This is a genomic window from Pseudomonas sp. MD330_10 (assembly GCF_042610415.1).
Classification (GTDB): domain Bacteria; phylum Pseudomonadota; class Gammaproteobacteria; order Pseudomonadales; family Pseudomonadaceae; genus Aquipseudomonas; species Aquipseudomonas rhodesiae.
On the sequence record NZ_JBHGZU010000004.1, the window covers coordinates 360,891 to 376,237 of the forward strand.

The window sequence follows — 15,347 nt, forward strand, 5'->3', positions numbered from 1 at the left end:
ATTGGCCCGTCTAAGGCTCGAGATGTTTCAGCGAGTATTGATAGCTATCGGGGGCAAGCCCCCTCCCACATTTGAATGGTTATACACATCAAAGTGTGGGAGGGGCTTGCCCCCGATAGCATCAGTAAAGGCCCTACACGACTTCCAGCCGAACCTTATGCTGATTCAGCAACTGCACCAACGCCGGCACCGGCTCTTGGTCAGTCACCAGGCAATCCACCAGACTGATCGGCCCCAACCGAATCATGGCATTGCGCCCGAATTTGCTGGAGTCCGCCGCCAGAATTACTTGCCGGGCATTGGCGATGATCGCCTGAGACACGCGCACTTCCTGGTAATCGAAATCCAGCAGGCTGCCGTCCTCGTCGATGCCGCTGATACCCACCAGTGCGAAGTCGACTTTGAACTGATTGATAAAGTCGACGCTGGCCTGGCCCACCACGCCGCCGTCGCGTCGCACATTGCCGCCGGTGAGCAGCACGTCGAAGTCGTCCTTGGCGCTGAGCATGGCGGCGACGTTGAGGTTGTTGGTGATGATTTTCAGGTGGCTGTGGTTCAGTAGCGCACGGGCGATGGATTCGGTGGTGGTACCGATATTGATGAACAGCGAGGCGTGATCGGGGATCTGGGCGGCGATGGCTTCGCCGATGCGTTGTTTTTCGTCGCGCATCTGGTCGGCACGCATGGCGTACGCGGTGTTTTCGACGCTGGAGTCATAGGCTGCGCCGCCATGGTAGCGACGCAGCAGATTAGCGTCCGCCAACTGGTTGATATCGCGGCGGATGGTTTGCGGGGTGACAACGAACAACTGCGCCATTTCCTCGATACTGACGTAGCCGCGTTCGCGGACCAGTTCGAGAATTTGTTGCTGGCGGGGAGGCAGATTCATGGGGCGTCCTTTGGGCTGCCATACAAAAGTGGCCCATGATGACGCAGGAATCTGCTCCCTACCAGTTACAACCCGAGGTTGGCTTATTCGGCGCCTTCGTGGGGCTCCCAGTCTCGGGTGCGGCTGACTGCTTTTTGCCAGCCGGCGTAGAGTTTTTCTTTTTCCTTTTCGTCCAATTGAGGTTCGAATTCGCGCTCGATCACCGCTTTGCCGCGCAATTCGTCCAGGCTGCCCCAGAAACCGCAGGCCAAGCCGGCCAGGTACGCCGCGCCCAGCGCTGTGGTTTCACGCATTTGCGGGCGCTCCACCTGAGTACCGAGGATGTCGGCCTGGAACTGCATCAGGAAGTTGTTGGCCACCGCACCGCCGTCTACGCGCAGGGCTTTGAGGCGTTCGCCGGAATCCTGCTGCATGGCGTCCAGCACGTCGCGGGTCTGGTAGGCAATCGACTCCAGAGCTGCACGAATAATGTGATCCACACGTACGCCACGGGTCAGGCCGAACAGCGCGCCACGGGCGTAGGGGTCCCAGTACGGTGCGCCCAGACCGGTGAAAGCAGGGACCAGGTACACGCCGTTGCTGTCCTTGACCTTGCCGGCAAAGTATTCGGTGTCATGGGCGTCGTTGATGATCTTCAGCTCGTCACGCAGCCACTGCACGGTGGAACCACCGTTGAATACTGCGCCTTCCAGGGCGTAGGCCACTTCGCCGCGCGGGCCGCAGGCGATGGTGGTGAGCATGCCGTGCTTGGATTTCACGGCTTTGTCGCCGGTGTTCATCAGCAGGAAGCAGCCGGTGCCGTAGGTGTTCTTGGCCTGGCCGGCTTCCACGCACATCTGGCCGAACAGTGCGGCCTGCTGGTCACCGGCGATGCCGCCGATGGCGATACCGCTTTTGGTGCGGCCGTAGATTTCCGACGAGGACTTCACTTCCGGCAGCATCTCGCGCGGAATGTCGAGGATCTCCAGCATCTTCGCATCCCACTCCAGGGTGTGGATGTTGAAGAGCATGGTGCGCGAGGCGTTGGTGTAGTCGGTGACGTGGGTTTTGCCGCCTGTAAATTTCCAGATCAGCCAGCTGTCGACGGTACCGAACAGCAGCTCGCCGCTGCGCGCACGCTCGCGGCTGCCTTCGACGTTGTCGAGGATCCACTTGAGTTTGGTGCCCGAGAAGTACGGGTCGGTGACCAGGCCAGTGGTGTCGCTGATGTATTGTTCGTGACCGTCGCGCTTGAGCTGCTGGCAGATTTCGGTGCTACGGCGGCACTGCCAAACAATGGCGTTGTAGATCGGGCGGCCGGTGACTTTGTCCCACACCACGGTGGTTTCGCGCTGGTTGGTGATGCCGATGGCGGCTACCTGGTCATGGTGCAGGCCGGCCTGGGCCAGCGCTTCGACCATCACCGCGCTCTGGGTGGCGAAGATCTCCATCGGGTCGTGTTCGACCCAGCCCGCTTGCGGGTAATGCTGGGCGAACTCACGTTGGGCGGTGCAGACCACGTTGGCGTCACGATCGAAGATGATTGCCCGCGAACTGGTGGTGCCCTGGTCGAGGGCAATGATGTAGTTCTTATTCTGAAGGTCGGTCATGTCGATTGCCTTAAACGAAATAGGAAGTCAGAAATCAGCCTGGGCCGCGAAGGGCAGGGGCGCCAGGCTGGCGCTTTCAGGAAATACGGGTATTGCCGTTGACAGCCGTGTCAGGTGTTTCAATTACAGCAGGTGCGGCGCTCGGCAGATGACGGGCGATCAGGCCGCGATACGCCGCAGCACCAAGGCACGCACCCACGATCGGCGCGAAAATCGGCACCAGGAAATAAGGAATATCGCGGCCGCCGGTAAGGGCCATTTCACCCCAGCCGGCGAAAAAGGTCATCAGCTTCGGCCCCAGATCCCGCGCGGGGTTCATCGCAAACCCCGTCAGCGGGCCCATGGCGCTGCCGATCACGGCGATCAGCAGACCGATCAACAGCGGCGCCAGTGGGCCGCGTGGCAGGCCGTTGTTGTCATCGGTCAGGGCCATGATCACGCCCATCAGGATCGCGGTAATGACCATTTCCACCAAGAACGCTTGGGCGGTGCTCAGCAGCGCATGGGGGTAAGTGGAGAACACCGACGCCAGCTCAAGGCTGGCTTGAGTGCCGCGCACCAGATGGTGGGTTTGTTCGTAATCGAAAAACAGATTGCTATAGAGGGTGTAGACCAAGGCGGCCGAGCAAAAGGCGCCGGCGATCTGGGCGAGGATATAGAAAGGCAGTTTGCGCTTGTCGAAGTCGGCGAACAGGCACAGCGCGATACTCACCGCCGGGTTCAAGTGGGCCCCGGAAATCCCGGCGCTCAGGTAGATCGCCATGCTCACGCCGACCCCCCAGATGATGCTGATTTCCCACAAGCCAAAACTGGCACCCGCGACCTTGAGCGCAGCGACACAGCCGGTACCGAAGAAGATCAGGAGCGCAGTGCCCAGAAACTCGGCCATGCATTGGCTTGAAAGTGAAGGCTGTTGAAGAGCAGTTGTCATGGAAAACCTCAATTGTTTTTCTTGTCTGGCGCTAGACCTCAACGGCCTTGCGCGATTTTCACCGCGGCGGGGATCCCCATCTCCGTTACGGCTTACTGCTCGAATGCGTAGGATTATTTCCCACTGTATTCGGAAACGAAAAAATATAGACAAGAATGACCGCTGTCAAAGGTCGAAAGTGAACTGTCAGTCACTTTCCAACTATTGGTCTGATGAATGATCACGTCACCTACGCCCGATGCGTGTCACGGCAGTGGGCGCACTAGAGCGTTTCGTGCTGGGTTGGCCTAGAATTGGCCATCTGTTTGCCACGCTTGGAGTATCCATGACCCCTGCACTGGATCTTTTGAAGAAAGTTCGCGCCGAACATCGTATTCATAGTTATGAACACGACCCTAAGGCCGCCTCCTATGGGCTGGAGGCCGCAGAGAAATTGCGCCTCGACCCGGCGCAGGTGTTCAAGACCTTGCTGGCGAGCAGCGAGAAGGGCGAATTACTGGTGGCCGTAGTACCGGTCGTCGGAAGTCTGGATTTGAAGGCCCTGGCTCATGCGGCGGGGGTCAAGAAAGTCGAAATGGCCGATCCGGCGGCCGCGCAGCGTTCAACCGGTTACTTGCTGGGCGGCATCAGCCCGCTGGGGCAGAAGAAGCGCTTGCGCACGTTTATTGATGTGACGGCACAGCCCTTCGCGACGATTTTTGTCAGCGCAGGCAGGAGAGGGTTGGAAGTGGAGTTGCCGGCGGCAGTGCTGGCGGAGCATACCCAAGCCAAATTTGCCGAAATTGGCCGGGCATAATCCAGATTGCTGAAGATGCCGTGTGGGAGGCGGCTCACTCCCACACGTTTCGTGACTCAGCTGGCAGTGCTGTAGCGCCGTACGCCGGATTCGAGCTGGGGAATTTGCGCCGCAACGCTGCCTGACGCTTGGAACAGTACCAAGTGTTCAGCGGCGACACGAATGCCAACCTCCGCGCCCACCAGGTGGTCGGCATGGCTGGGAAAAATCGACTCCAGCTGTGCGCCGGTCGGCAGTTGCAGGCGGTACAGGGTGGACGCGCCGAGGAAGGTCTTGCCGACAATCCTTGCCTTCAACGCGCTGTCGGGCGCATAGACGATATCGTCCGGGCGCAGCAATACATCCACCGCACCGCCCGTAGGCCAGGTATAGGCACGGTTGCCGCGCAGATCGCCCAGCTCGGTGCTGACCGACTCCGGTGAGCTCAACTGCCCACGAATGAAGTAGCCCTGGCCGATAAAGCTGGCCACATAAGGCGTCTGCGGTTCGTGATAGAGGTTGTAGGGCGTGTCCCATTGCTCCAGCCGGCCTTCTTTGAACACGCCCACCTGATCGCTCACCGCGAAGGCTTCTTCCTGGTCATGGGTGACCAGGATCGCACTGGTACCGCGCGCCTTGAGGATGTCGCGCACCTCATGACTGAGCTTGCGGCGCAATTCGCCATCCAGGTTAGAGAAGGGTTCGTCCAGCAGCAGCAATTGCGGTTCCGGCGCAAGGGCGCGGGCCAGTGCCACACGTTGTTGCTGGCCGCCGGACAGCTCATGGGGAAAGCGCTTGCCCAGGTTTTTCAGGTTGACCAGTTCCAACAGCTCGGCCACCACACGCTCTTTTTGCGGGTGCTTGCGAATGCCAAAGGCGATGTTGTCGGCCACGCTCAGATGGGGAAACAGCGCGTAGTCCTGGAACACCATACCGATGCGACGTTTCTCCGGCGCCAGGGTGAAACCGGCGCTGGAGATGACTTCGCCTGCCAGACTAATCTCGCCTTCGTACACCGGCTCAAACCCGGCGATCGCGCGCAGGGTTGTGGTTTTGCCGCAGCCCGAGGAGCCCAACAGGCAGCCGATATCACCGGCATTGAGGTGCAGATTGAGGTTCTGCACCACGCGTTGGTCCTGATAGCCGCAAGCCAGGTTGCGCAGGTTCAGCAGTAATGAATGGCTCATGCGTGGTGGTACGCCGGCTCGACCAGAAATTCGAGCAGGGCCTTCTGTGCGTGCAAGCGATTTTCGGCCTGATCCCAGGCGACCGAACGCGGGTCGTCGAGTAGGTCGAGGCTGATTTCTTCGCCACGGTGCGCAGGCAAGCAGTGCATGAACAGCACGTCCGGTGCGGCCAGGTCGAGCAGGTCGCGGTTGACCTGGTAGGGCGCGAACAAGGCCAGGCGCTTGGCGGTTTCGTCTTCCTGACCCATGGAGGTCCACACGTCAGTGCTCACTAGGTGCGCGCCAACCACGGCGTCTTTTGGATCGCGCAGCAGTTGCACGCGGCCATCGGCCTTGGCCAGGAACTCAGGGTTAGGCTCGTAGCCTTCCGGGCAGGCGATGCGCAGGTGGAAGTCGAATTGAATCGCCGCTTCTATATAGCTGTTGCACATATTGTTGCCGTCGCCGATCCAGGCCACGGTCTTGCCCTGGATCGAGCCGCGGTGCTCAAGGAAGGTTTGCATATCGGCCAACAACTGGCAGGGGTGCAGGTCATCGGACAGGCCGTTGATCACCGGCACGCGCGAGTTGGCGGCGAATTCGGTCAGGGTGCTGTGGGCGAAGGTTCGGATCATCACCGCGTCGAGCATGCGCGACATGACGATGGCGCAATCGCTGATCGGCTCGCCACGGCCCAGTTGGGTGTCCCGCGGCGACAGGAAGATGGCCTGGCCGCCCAGCTGAATCATGCCGGCTTCGAAGGACAGGCGGGTACGCGTGGATGATTTCTCGAAAATCATCCCGAGTACGCGGTTTTTCAAAGGCTCGAACAGTACACCGCGGTTACGCAGGTCTTTAAGCTCAATGCCTCGACGGAGCACGCTGACCAGCTCTTCGGGCGTGCAATCCATCAGGGAGAGAAAGTGCCTTGCGCTCATCATTAACTACCTTTTGCAACAGACCGCAGATACTCAAAGCCTTGTTTATTGTGACAACGGGCGAGACCTGCGGCGAAAGCCGCACGGGGGCGACGAAATAGGGGAAGGCGCGATATTGACATTAAATGTCGCGTCTTACCAATAGGGCTACGTTTTTAGGGGTTTTCAAGCAGGGCGCCGAGACGCGTTTGAAGACAATTTCCTGACAGCAGCGGCCCATTTGTACACTGGCCTCGCAACCTTTTGCAATGCGCGGAGGCGGGCTCGGGCCAGGCTGCGTCGGTTTCAGCCGGTATGGGCGGGGTTCTGTAACATTTGCTCATGCTTCGCCATGGCCCGGCCTGATGCCCGGCGATTCACAGGGCGAACGATGCTGGCGCCCATTGAGGTCCCGGCCCATAGTCAGCCCAAAGCCCCTATAAAGAGACTGGCCATGACCAAGACTCTCCACCACCGTGCCTGCCATCTATGTGAAGCCATCTGTGGTCTGACCCTGGAAACCACCCGTAACGACGACGGGCGCCTGGCGATCACCTCGATCAAGGGCGACCCGCAGGATACCTTCAGTCGTGGTCATATCTGCCCTAAAGCTGTGGCGCTGCAGGATATTCAAAACGACCCCGACCGCCTGCATCAACCCATGCTGCGGGTGGGCAGCGAATGGCAGCCGATCCCATGGGAGGAAGCATTCGCCCTGGTGGCCGAGCGGCTCGCGGATATTCAGACACGGCACGGGCAGAATGCGGTGGCGGTGTATCAGGGCAATCCCAGCGTGCATAACTATGGGCTGATGACCCATAGCAACTACTTCCTGGGCCAGCTCAAAACGCGCAACCGGTTTTCCGCGACGTCCGTGGACCAATTGCCCCATCACCTCACCAGTCACCTGATGTACGGCCACGGCCTGCTGCTGCCGATTCCGGATATCGATCACACCGACTTCATGCTGATCCTGGGCGGCAATCCACTGGCGTCCAACGGCAGCATCATGACAGTGCCGGATGTGGAAAAGCGCCTCAAGGCGATCCAGGCCCGTGGCGGCAAAGTGGTGGTCGTCGACCCCCGGCGCAGCGAAACCGCAGCAATTGCCGATCAGCACCTGTTCGTACGGCCTGGGGGCGATGCAGCCCTGTTGTTTGGTGTGCTCAACACCTTGTTTACCGAGAACCTGACTCGCGTCAGCCATTTGCCGGTTGAGGGGCTGGACGAGGTTCGCCGTGCGGTCAGCGGCTTCACCGCCGAGGCGATGAGCCGCCAGTGTGCCGTGCCGGTCGCGCAGATTCGCCAGTTGGCACGGGATTTCGCCGCAGCGGACAAGGCTGTCTGTTACGGGCGCATGGGCGTATCGACCCAAGCGTTCGGTACCTTGTGCCATTGGCTGGTGCAGTTGATCAACCTGGTGACGGGCAACCTGGACAGGATGGGCGGCGCCTTGTGCACGTCGCCGGCGGTGGATTTGGTGGCATCGACCGGAGGCGGCCATTTCAACCGCTGGCAGAGCCGGGTGTCCGGGCGCCCGGAATACGGTGGCGAGTTGCCGGTATCGGCGCTGGCCGAGGAGATGCTGACCGAAGGGGATGGCCAGATTCGCGCCCTGGTGACGGTGGCTGGTAACCCGGTGCTGTCTACGCCGAACGGTCGCCAATTGGAGCAGGCGCTGGATGGTCTGGAGTTCATGGTCAGCGTCGATCTGTATATCAACGAGACCACGCGTTACGCCGACCTGATCCTGCCGTCCACATCGGCGCTGGAGAACGATCACTACGACACCACCTTCAATATGTTCGCGGTGCGCAATGTCACTCGGTTCAATCGCGCGATCTTGCCCAAACCCGAAGGTGCGTTGCATGACTGGGAAATCTTCGTGGGCTTGGCTCAGGCATTCGCGGCGAAGACCGGCGCGGCCCTAAAGCCGACCATGCCGCCGGCGCAGATGATCGACTACGGGCTGCGTGCCGGGGCTTATGGCGATGCGTCCAGCTACAAGTTGTCTCTGGCGATGCTGGCCGATCATCCCCATGGCGTGGACCTGGGCCCGCTGCGGCCCAACCTTGCCGAGCGCTTGAAGACCGCGAACGGCAAGGTGCAGGCGGCTCCAGCGGTGATCCTCGCCGACCTGGCGCGCTTCGCGGCTCAGCCAGCACCTATGGCCGATGAGCTGTTGTTGATCGGCCGTCGGCATGTGCGCAGTAATAATTCCTGGATGCACAACTATCACCGCCTGGTGAAAGGCAAGCCGCGCCATCAGTTGCACATGCACCCCGACGATCTGGCTCAGCGCCAGCTAAGCGATGGCCAGCGGGTACGGGTCAGCTCACGTATCGGCATGATCGAGGTGGAGGTGGTCGCCAGTCAGGACATGATGCCCGGCGTGGTCAGCCTGCCCCATGGCTGGGGGCATGGTCGCCCTGGTGTGCGGATGAGCATTGCCAGCGAACAGCCTGGCGCCAGCGCCAATGACCTGACCGACGAGCGGCAGTTGGATGAGTTGTCCGGCAATGCGGCCTTGAATGGCGTGCCCGTGCAAGTCGCCGCGGCGTAAGGAGCTCGAGCACCCTGCGGGAATTTTGCGTTACAATGCGCCACCGTGCCGACCTGTGAGTCGCAAAGTTCCTGCAGAGGTGTTCCATGGATATCATCGAAACGATCAAAGAGCAGATTGCCAACAACACTATTCTGCTTTACATGAAGGGTGCTCCGAACGCTCCTCAATGCGGTTTCTCCGCGAAGGCGTCCCAGGCCATCATGGCGTGCGGCGAGAAGTTCGCTTACGTCGATATCCTGCAAAACCCAGAAATTCGTGCCAACCTGCCCAAGTACGCCAACTGGCCAACCTTCCCACAACTGTGGGTGGCCGGTGAGTTGGTCGGCGGTAGCGACATCATCGTTGAGATGGCGGCCGACGGCTCATTGCAAGCGCTGATCAAAGAAGCAGCGGCAAACGCGGCAGCCAAAACTGACGCTTGATCGCCGTGTAACAAAAAGCCCCGCTTCTCGTGAGAGAGCGGGGCTTTTTTGTGCCTGTGTGCGTTGGGTTTATTCGCCCATCTGCGACTGCAGGTAATTCTCAAGGCTGACTTTGTCGATCAGGCCCAGTTGAGTTTCCAGCCAGTCGATATGTTCTTCCTGATCTTCGAGGATATCTTCCAGCAGTTCACGGCTGCCGAAGTCGGCGCTTGTTTCGCAATGAGCGATGGCGGCCTTCAGGTCGCTGTGGCTCTTGCGTTCAAAGCCCAGGTCGCTGCCAAGCATTTCCTGGGTGTGCTCGCCGATGTTCAGCTTGCCCAGGTCCTGCACGTTTGGCAGGCCTTCCAGGAACAGGATGCGTTTGATCAGCGCATCCGCGTCCTTCATGGCCTTGATAGATTCTTTGTATTCACGTTTGCCGAGCTTTTCCAGGCCCCAATCGTCGTACATGCGCGCATGCAGGAAGTACTGATTGATCGCGACCAGTTCATTGGCAAGGATTTTGTTGAGTTGCTGGATGACTGAGATGTCGCCTTTCATGACTGGGGTCCTGCCCTGTAATAGCTGTGTATAGGGCGGAGTTTGAGCGGCGAACTCCGTAGTGTCAAACCTAAGTTATTGAATAATAAATGAAAATTAATCGGAATAAGAATGTTTGTGTTCCGCGTCTTGACGCTAACTAGTTGAATTACGGGCATAAAAAAACCGAACACTAAGTTCGGTTCTTTAAAACATGCCCGATCAGGCGTGAGTAAATTCTGCTGAATAGGGGAGCGAAGCCTGCGCGGTCTGCAGCTGCGTCAGGGTTTCCCGTACCACTTGCTTGGCAAGACAAGCGCATTTACCGCACTGGCTGGCAACGCCGGTGGTTTCACGCACTTCCTTGTAGCTGCAGCAACCTTCGTAGATTGCTTCGCGGATTTGTCCGTCGGTGACGCCAGTACAGAGGCACACATACATAAGGGAGAACCGTCGCGGGTTTAGGGCTTAAGTGCGATGGATCTTAATGTTAACGAGAATGATTGTCAAAGTAGATTCATGGACTTTTCGCGCCGGCGCCCTCGCGCTGACGAACGGTTTTTTCCGTGTATGATGGTCGGTCTTCACGAAGCGTGACTGCGTCACAGGCTTGTCGCTTGAACACGGCAGACTCTGGATCGGTCCTTTTACTTCAATCTTCATCCCACATCAGGAGATACCCCATGAGCGTACTCGTCGGTAAACAAGCCCCGGATTTCGACGTACCTGCCGTTCTCGGCAATGGCGAAATCGTCGACAGCTTCAAACTGTCTGAAGCCATCAAAGGCAAATACGGCCTGGTGTTCTTCTACCCGCTGGACTTCACCTTCGTCTGCCCTTCGGAGCTGATCGCTCTGGACCACCGCATGGACGATTTCAAGGCGCGTAATGTTGAAGTGGTTGCGGTGTCCATCGACTCCCATTTCACCCACAACGCCTGGCGCAACACCGCCATCAACGATGGTGGCATCGGCAAAGTCAAATACACCATGGCTGCCGACATGAAGCACGAGATCGCCAAGGCTTACGACGTTGAATCCGAAGGCGGCGTGGCTTTCCGTGGCGCTTTCCTGATCGATGACAAGGGCGTTGTTCGCTCGCAAATCATCAACGACCTGCCACTGGGTCGTAACATGGAAGAGCTGATCCGCCTGGTCGACGCGCTGCAATTCCACGAAGAGCACGGCGAAGTGTGCCCTGCCAACTGGAAAAAAGGCGACAAAGGCATGAACGCCTCGCCAGAAGGCGTTGCCGCTTACCTGACCGAGAACGCTGGCAAGCTGTAAGCCACGTTTACGGTAAAAAAAACCGGCCTGAGAAGGCCGGTTTTTTTATGCGTGGGATTCCATCTCAGTCGTTGAAGTCTTCCCAGCCGCCCATCTGCTTCCAACGATTGACGATACCGCAAAACAGCTCGGCGGTCTTTTCGGTGTCATAACGCGCCGAGTGGGCTTCACGACCGTCAAAGTCGATGCCGGCGGCCTGGCAGGCTTTGGCCAACACCGTCTGGCCGTAGGCCAGGCCGGCGAGGGTGGCAGTGTCGAAGCTGGAGAACGGGTGAAACGGGTTGCGCTTCATGTCCAGACGCGCCACGGCGGCGTTCAGGAAGCCCAGGTCGAAGCTGCTGTTGTGGCCAACCAGGATCGCGCGTTTGCAGCCGTTGGCCTTCAACGCCTTGCGCACGCCACGGAAGATATCGGTCAGCGCCGCTTCTTCGCTCACGGCCATGCGCAGCGGGTGATCAAGCTTGATCCCGGTGAATTCCAATGCGGCGGCTTCGATATTGGCGCCTTCGAACGGTTCGACGCGGAAGAAGTGGGTATGCTCCGGGAACACAAAACCCTGCTCATCCATGCCAATGGTGGTGGCGGCGATTTCCAGCAACGCGTCGGTGGCGCAATTGAACCCACCGGTTTCTACGTCGATGACAACCGGCAGATAGCCGCGAAAACGCTCGGCCATCGGGTGGCGGGAACCGCCACCACTGTGCTCGTGTTCGTCATCGTAATGGTCTTCACTCACTTGCTTTCCTCCAGCAGGCGCCAGCGCAGTGTTTCACCGGCGCGCAGCGGGATGACAGTCAGCTCGCCGAACGGCAGGCTGGCAGGGGCGGTCCAATCGTCGCGAACCAGGGTGATGCGATCGGTGTTGGCCGGCAGGTCGTAGAAGCGCGGGCCATTGAGGCTGGCGAAGCCTTCGAGCTTGTCCAGCGCGTTACGCTGTTCAAATGCTTCGGCATACAACTCGATAGCGGCGTACGCGGTGTAGCAACCGGCACAGCCGCACGCCGCTTCCTTGGCGTGCTGGGCATGGGGGGCCGAGTCAGTGCCGAGGAAAAACTTCGGATTGCCGCTGGTGGCGGCATCCAAAAGCGCCACTTGGTGAGTATTGCGCTTGAGGATCGGCAGGCAATAGAAGTGCGGGCGAATCCCACCCACCAGCATGTGGTTGCGGTTGTACAGCAGATGATGCGCAGTGATGGTCGCGCCGACGTTGGCCGGGGCCTCGGTGACGAACTGCACGGCATCGGCCGTAGTGATGTGTTCGAACACCACCTTGAGCGTCGGAAACAACTCCACCACGCGGCGCATGTGCTCGTCGATGAAGATCTTCTCGCGATCGAACACATCGACGTCGCCACGGGTGACCTCACCGTGGATCAGCAGCGGCATGCCGACTTCCGCCATGGCTTCGATGGCCGGCAGGATCTTGTCGATACTGGTCACGCCGGAGTCGGAGTTGGTAGTGGCGCCGGCGGGATACAGCTTGGCGGCGTGCACGAAACCGCTGGCCTTGGCCTGGCGAATTTCTTCCGGCTGGGTGCGGTCGGTCAGGTAAAGCACCATCAGCGGTTCGAAGCGGCTGCCGGCCGGCCGTACCGCGAGGATACGCTGGCGATAGGCGTCGGCTTCGGCGGCATTACGCACCGGAGGTACCAGGTTAGGCATGATGATGGCGCGGCCAAACGTGCGCGCAACATCGGCCACGGTGTGGGGCAACGCAGCACCATCGCGAAGATGAATGTGCCAGTCGTCGGGACGCAGCAGGGTCAGGCGGTCGGACATTGGGGATTCCAGGCGGGTCAATCTGGTGGGAATGCTACCGGAAAAGACTCGTGCAGGCACTCGCTATCAAGTTTTGCGGGATACGACCGATAGCACTGGGTATGCCTTAACGATGTATGACGCTTTGAAGTGTTGTAGAAACCAGTGGAGCCTCCCGTGCGCCAGCATTATCTAGCCCTGCTCAGTGTGTTCGCCAGTCTGCCTACAATGGCACTCACGTTCCAGACACGACTGGAGAATATTGAGTGGAAGGTGGAAGGCGACCAGTTCGAGTGCCGTCTGACCCAGCCGATTACTGATTTCGGCTCAGGTGAGTTCGTGCGTCGAGCCGGCGAGCAGGCGACATTCCGCCTGAAAGCCTACAACGGATCGCTGGGCGCTGGATCGGCCACCTTGTTGGCGGCTGCCGCTCCGTGGCAGCCGGGTCGCGGTGACATAAATCTGGGAGCGGTGCGCGCCGGGAGCGGCGACGTCCTGTTCAATAGTTCACAGGCCCAGGCCGGGCGTCTGTTCATCGGCTTGCTCGAAGGGCGTTCGCCTACTGTGCGGCATTACGGGCGTGAGGGTGGGTATTCGGAGATCCGTTTACTGCCAGTGAAATTCAATAAGGCCTACAGCGACTATCAGTTGTGTACGACTAAATTGCTGCCAATGAACTACGATCAGGTCAAGCAGACCGTGGTGGGCTTCCCCGGCGGCGGTATCGAACTGGATGCAGCGGCTAAGCAAAAGCTGTCGGTGATTCTCGCATTCATGAAGGCCGATCCTACCGTCAACCATATCGAGTTGAACGGCCACTCGGACAACAGCGGCAATCGCCTGAGTAATCGCGATATCTCGCGTCGGCGCGCCTTGGCGGTCATGGATTACTTCAAGGCCAATGGCATCCCGGAATCCCAGATCACCCTGCGGTTCTACGGTGAAAGCTACCCTCTGGCGCCCAACACCAATGCCGCCAATCGCGCCCGTAACCGTCGCGTGAATATCCAGTTGGAAAGAGTGGCGGCCCCCGAGAAACCGGCGCCCCAGGCCGCGACACCCAGCAATCCGGCGCACACCTCCTAAGGTGCGACCATTGGTCGCCCGTTCGACATAATCTGTCGCTTTATCTTCATTTGCTGTCGCGCCCCTGTAATTTCACGGTTTTGATCGGTAGAATCGACGCCTTTCCGTACAACCCCGTGGAGTGATGGCATGGCCGACGTAAACAAGGTCGTTCTCGCGTATTCCGGCGGCCTGGACACTTCGGTGATCCTCAAGTGGCTGCAGGATACTTATAACTGTGAAGTGGTGACCTTCACCGCTGACCTGGGTCAGGGTGAAGAGGTCGAACCTGCACGTGCCAAGGCGCAAGCCATGGGCGTGAAAGAGATCTACATTGACGACCTGCGCGAAGAGTTCGTCCGCGATTTCGTTTTCCCGATGTTTCGCGCCAACACCGTCTATGAAGGCGAGTACCTCCTGGGTACCTCCATCGCACGTCCTCTGATCGCCAAGCGCCTGATCGAAATCGCTAACGAAACCGGCGCCGACGCCATTTCCCATGGCGCGACCGGCAAGGGCAACGACCAGGTCCGTTTCGAGCTGGGTGCCTATGCGCTCAAGCCTGGTGTCAAGGTGATTGCACCTTGGCGCGAATGGGACCTGCTGTCCCGTGAAAAGCTGATGGATTACGCCGAAAAGCACGCAATCCCGATTGAGCGTCACGGCAAGAAGAAATCCCCGTATTCCATGGATGCCAACTTGCTGCACATCTCCTATGAAGGCGGCGTGTTGGAAGACACCTGGACCGAGCACGAGGAAGACATGTGGCGTTGGACCGTCTCCCCTGAAAAGGCGCCGGATACCCCGCAGTATCTGGAACTGACCTACCGTAACGGCGATATCGTGGCGCTGGACGGCGTCGAGATGACCCCGGCCACCGTACTGGCCACCTTGAACCGTATCGGCGGCGAGCACGGTATCGGCCGTCTCGATATCGTCGAGAACCGCTACGTGGGCATGAAGTCCCGCGGCTGCTACGAAACCCCGGGCGGCACCATCATGCTGCGCGCGCACCGCGCTATCGAGTCCATCACCCTGGACCGTGAAGTGGCTCACCTCAAAGACGAGCTGATGCCCAAGTACGCCAGCCTGATCTACACCGGCTACTGGTGGAGCCCGGAGCGTCTGATGCTGCAACAGATGATCGATGCTTCCCAGGCTCACGTGAACGGTGTGGTGCGCTTGAAGCTGTACAAAGGCAACGTGATCGTCACCGGTCGCAAGTCGGATGAGTCGCTGTTCGATGCCAACATCGCCACCTTCGAAGAAGATGGCGGTGCCTACAACCAGGCAGACGCCGCAGGCTTTATCAAGTTGAATGCACTGCGTATGCGCATTGCTGCCAATAAAGGCCGTTCGTTGTTCTGAGTCGCGGATACGCTTGAAAAAAGCCCCTTACTCAAGGGGCTTTTTTTTGCCTGGCTACTTTAGCAACACCACATGTTTATCCGCGTTTAAATCTAT

At 59.2% G+C, this 15,347-nt stretch carries 15 protein-coding genes; 6 read left to right on the forward strand and 9 right to left on the reverse strand.

Annotated features, from left to right (window positions below; translation table 11 throughout):
- Window positions 1-133: 133 nt before the first annotated feature.
- From ACFZPT_RS09075 to ACFZPT_RS09085, 3 genes are all read right to left on the reverse strand, one after another.
- Window positions 134-889: a DeoR/GlpR family transcriptional regulator gene (locus ACFZPT_RS09075; protein ID WP_034096125.1), complete on the reverse strand. Its 756-nt coding sequence runs from the start codon at window positions 887-889 to the stop codon at window positions 134-136.
- 83 nt (window positions 890-972) lie between these two features.
- Window positions 973-2,478, reverse strand: a complete 1,506-nt coding sequence (gene glpK, locus ACFZPT_RS09080) for a glycerol kinase GlpK (protein ID WP_034096126.1) — start codon at window positions 2,476-2,478, stop codon at window positions 973-975.
- Window positions 2,479-2,554: 76 nt separating this feature from the next.
- Complete coding sequence (locus tag ACFZPT_RS09085; RefSeq protein WP_034111958.1) at window positions 2,555-3,409, reverse strand: MIP/aquaporin family protein; 855 nt, start codon at window positions 3,407-3,409, stop codon at window positions 2,555-2,557.
- A gap of 325 nt (window positions 3,410-3,734) precedes the next feature.
- On the opposite strand from ACFZPT_RS09085, the gene ybaK reads away from it, so the two are divergent.
- Window positions 3,735-4,205: a Cys-tRNA(Pro) deacylase gene (gene ybaK / locus ACFZPT_RS09090; protein ID WP_099312745.1), complete on the forward strand. Its 471-nt coding sequence runs from the start codon at window positions 3,735-3,737 to the stop codon at window positions 4,203-4,205.
- 56 nt (window positions 4,206-4,261) lie between these two features.
- Here ybaK and ACFZPT_RS09095 read toward each other — a convergent pair whose 3' ends face one another.
- Window positions 4,262-5,371 (reverse strand): ABC transporter ATP-binding protein, encoded by a 1,110-nt coding sequence (locus ACFZPT_RS09095; protein ID WP_034096129.1) that lies wholly within the window; start codon window positions 5,369-5,371, stop codon window positions 4,262-4,264.
- On the reverse strand, window positions 5,368-6,288 hold the full coding sequence (gene argF, locus ACFZPT_RS09100) for an ornithine carbamoyltransferase (RefSeq protein WP_034111959.1): 921 nt from the start codon (window positions 6,286-6,288) through the stop codon (window positions 5,368-5,370). Before argF ends, ACFZPT_RS09095 begins: the two co-directional genes overlap by 4 nt.
- Window positions 6,289-6,721: 433 nt before the next feature.
- On the opposite strand from argF, the gene ACFZPT_RS09105 reads away from it, so the two are divergent.
- Window positions 6,722-8,830 carry a molybdopterin oxidoreductase family protein gene (locus tag ACFZPT_RS09105; protein ID WP_099312742.1) on the forward strand — a complete coding sequence of 703 codons (2,109 nt, stop codon included), beginning with the start codon at window positions 6,722-6,724 and terminating at the stop codon, window positions 8,828-8,830.
- Between the two features lie 86 nt (window positions 8,831-8,916).
- Window positions 8,917-9,255, forward strand: a complete 339-nt coding sequence (gene grxD, locus ACFZPT_RS09110; protein ID WP_065906770.1) for a Grx4 family monothiol glutaredoxin — start codon at window positions 8,917-8,919, stop codon at window positions 9,253-9,255.
- A 69-nt stretch (window positions 9,256-9,324) separates the two neighbouring features.
- On the opposite strand, the gene bfr is transcribed toward grxD, so the two are convergent.
- Both bfr and ACFZPT_RS09120 read right to left on the reverse strand, forming a co-directional pair.
- Window positions 9,325-9,795, reverse strand: coding sequence for a bacterioferritin (gene bfr, locus ACFZPT_RS09115; RefSeq protein ID WP_034096133.1), 471 nt, complete (start codon window positions 9,793-9,795; stop codon window positions 9,325-9,327).
- Window positions 9,796-9,996: 201 nt separating this feature from the next.
- Window positions 9,997-10,215, reverse strand: a complete 219-nt coding sequence (locus ACFZPT_RS09120; RefSeq protein ID WP_034096134.1) for a bacterioferritin-associated ferredoxin — start codon at window positions 10,213-10,215, stop codon at window positions 9,997-9,999.
- A gap of 242 nt (window positions 10,216-10,457) precedes the next feature.
- Here ACFZPT_RS09120 and ACFZPT_RS09125 point away from each other — a divergent pair, with 242 nt between their 5' ends.
- Complete coding sequence (locus ACFZPT_RS09125; protein WP_034096135.1) at window positions 10,458-11,060, forward strand: peroxiredoxin; 603 nt, start codon at window positions 10,458-10,460, stop codon at window positions 11,058-11,060.
- A 64-nt stretch (window positions 11,061-11,124) separates the two neighbouring features.
- Here ACFZPT_RS09125 and rnt read toward each other — a convergent pair whose 3' ends face one another.
- Both rnt and pyrC read right to left on the reverse strand, forming a co-directional pair.
- Window positions 11,125-11,796: a ribonuclease T gene (gene rnt / locus ACFZPT_RS09130; protein ID WP_010564138.1), complete on the reverse strand. Its 672-nt coding sequence runs from the start codon at window positions 11,794-11,796 to the stop codon at window positions 11,125-11,127.
- Window positions 11,793-12,839, reverse strand: coding sequence for a dihydroorotase (gene pyrC / locus ACFZPT_RS09135; RefSeq protein ID WP_099312740.1), 1,047 nt, complete (start codon window positions 12,837-12,839; stop codon window positions 11,793-11,795). The genes rnt and pyrC overlap by 4 nt, the downstream gene beginning before the upstream one ends.
- Before the next feature lie 156 nt (window positions 12,840-12,995).
- On the opposite strand from pyrC, the gene ACFZPT_RS09140 reads away from it, so the two are divergent.
- Window positions 12,996-13,904 (forward strand): OmpA family protein, encoded by a 909-nt coding sequence (locus ACFZPT_RS09140; protein WP_034096137.1) that lies wholly within the window; start codon window positions 12,996-12,998, stop codon window positions 13,902-13,904.
- A 129-nt stretch (window positions 13,905-14,033) separates the two neighbouring features.
- Window positions 14,034-15,251, forward strand: a complete 1,218-nt coding sequence (locus tag ACFZPT_RS09145; RefSeq protein WP_034096138.1) for an argininosuccinate synthase — start codon at window positions 14,034-14,036, stop codon at window positions 15,249-15,251.
- The last annotated feature ends 96 nt before the right edge of the window (window positions 15,252-15,347 follow it).

Bases quoted from the DNA above. Each gene is read 5' to 3' on its own strand.
- ACFZPT_RS09075 (WP_034096125.1), bottom strand. From the start codon at position 889: ATGAATCTGCCTCCCCGCCAGCAACAAATTCTCGAACTGGTCCGCGAA.
- glpK (WP_034096126.1), bottom strand. From the start codon at position 2,478: ATGACCGACCTTCAGAATAAGAACTACATCATTGCCCTCGACCAGGGC.
- ACFZPT_RS09085 (WP_034111958.1), bottom strand. From the start codon at position 3,409: ATGACAACTGCTCTTCAACAGCCTTCACTTTCAAGCCAATGCATGGCC.
- ybaK (WP_099312745.1), top strand. From the start codon at position 3,735: ATGACCCCTGCACTGGATCTTTTGAAGAAAGTTCGCGCCGAACATCGT.
- ACFZPT_RS09095 (WP_034096129.1), bottom strand. From the start codon at position 5,371: ATGAGCCATTCATTACTGCTGAACCTGCGCAACCTGGCTTGCGGCTAT.
- argF (WP_034111959.1), bottom strand. From the start codon at position 6,288: ATGAGCGCAAGGCACTTTCTCTCCCTGATGGATTGCACGCCCGAAGAG.
- ACFZPT_RS09105 (WP_099312742.1), top strand. From the start codon at position 6,722: ATGACCAAGACTCTCCACCACCGTGCCTGCCATCTATGTGAAGCCATC.
- grxD (WP_065906770.1), top strand. From the start codon at position 8,917: ATGGATATCATCGAAACGATCAAAGAGCAGATTGCCAACAACACTATT.
- bfr (WP_034096133.1), bottom strand. From the start codon at position 9,795: ATGAAAGGCGACATCTCAGTCATCCAGCAACTCAACAAAATCCTTGCC.
- ACFZPT_RS09120 (WP_034096134.1), bottom strand. From the start codon at position 10,215: ATGTATGTGTGCCTCTGTACTGGCGTCACCGACGGACAAATCCGCGAA.
- ACFZPT_RS09125 (WP_034096135.1), top strand. From the start codon at position 10,458: ATGAGCGTACTCGTCGGTAAACAAGCCCCGGATTTCGACGTACCTGCC.
- pyrC (WP_099312740.1), bottom strand. From the start codon at position 12,839: ATGTCCGACCGCCTGACCCTGCTGCGTCCCGACGACTGGCACATTCAT.
- ACFZPT_RS09145 (WP_034096138.1), top strand. From the start codon at position 14,034: ATGGCCGACGTAAACAAGGTCGTTCTCGCGTATTCCGGCGGCCTGGAC.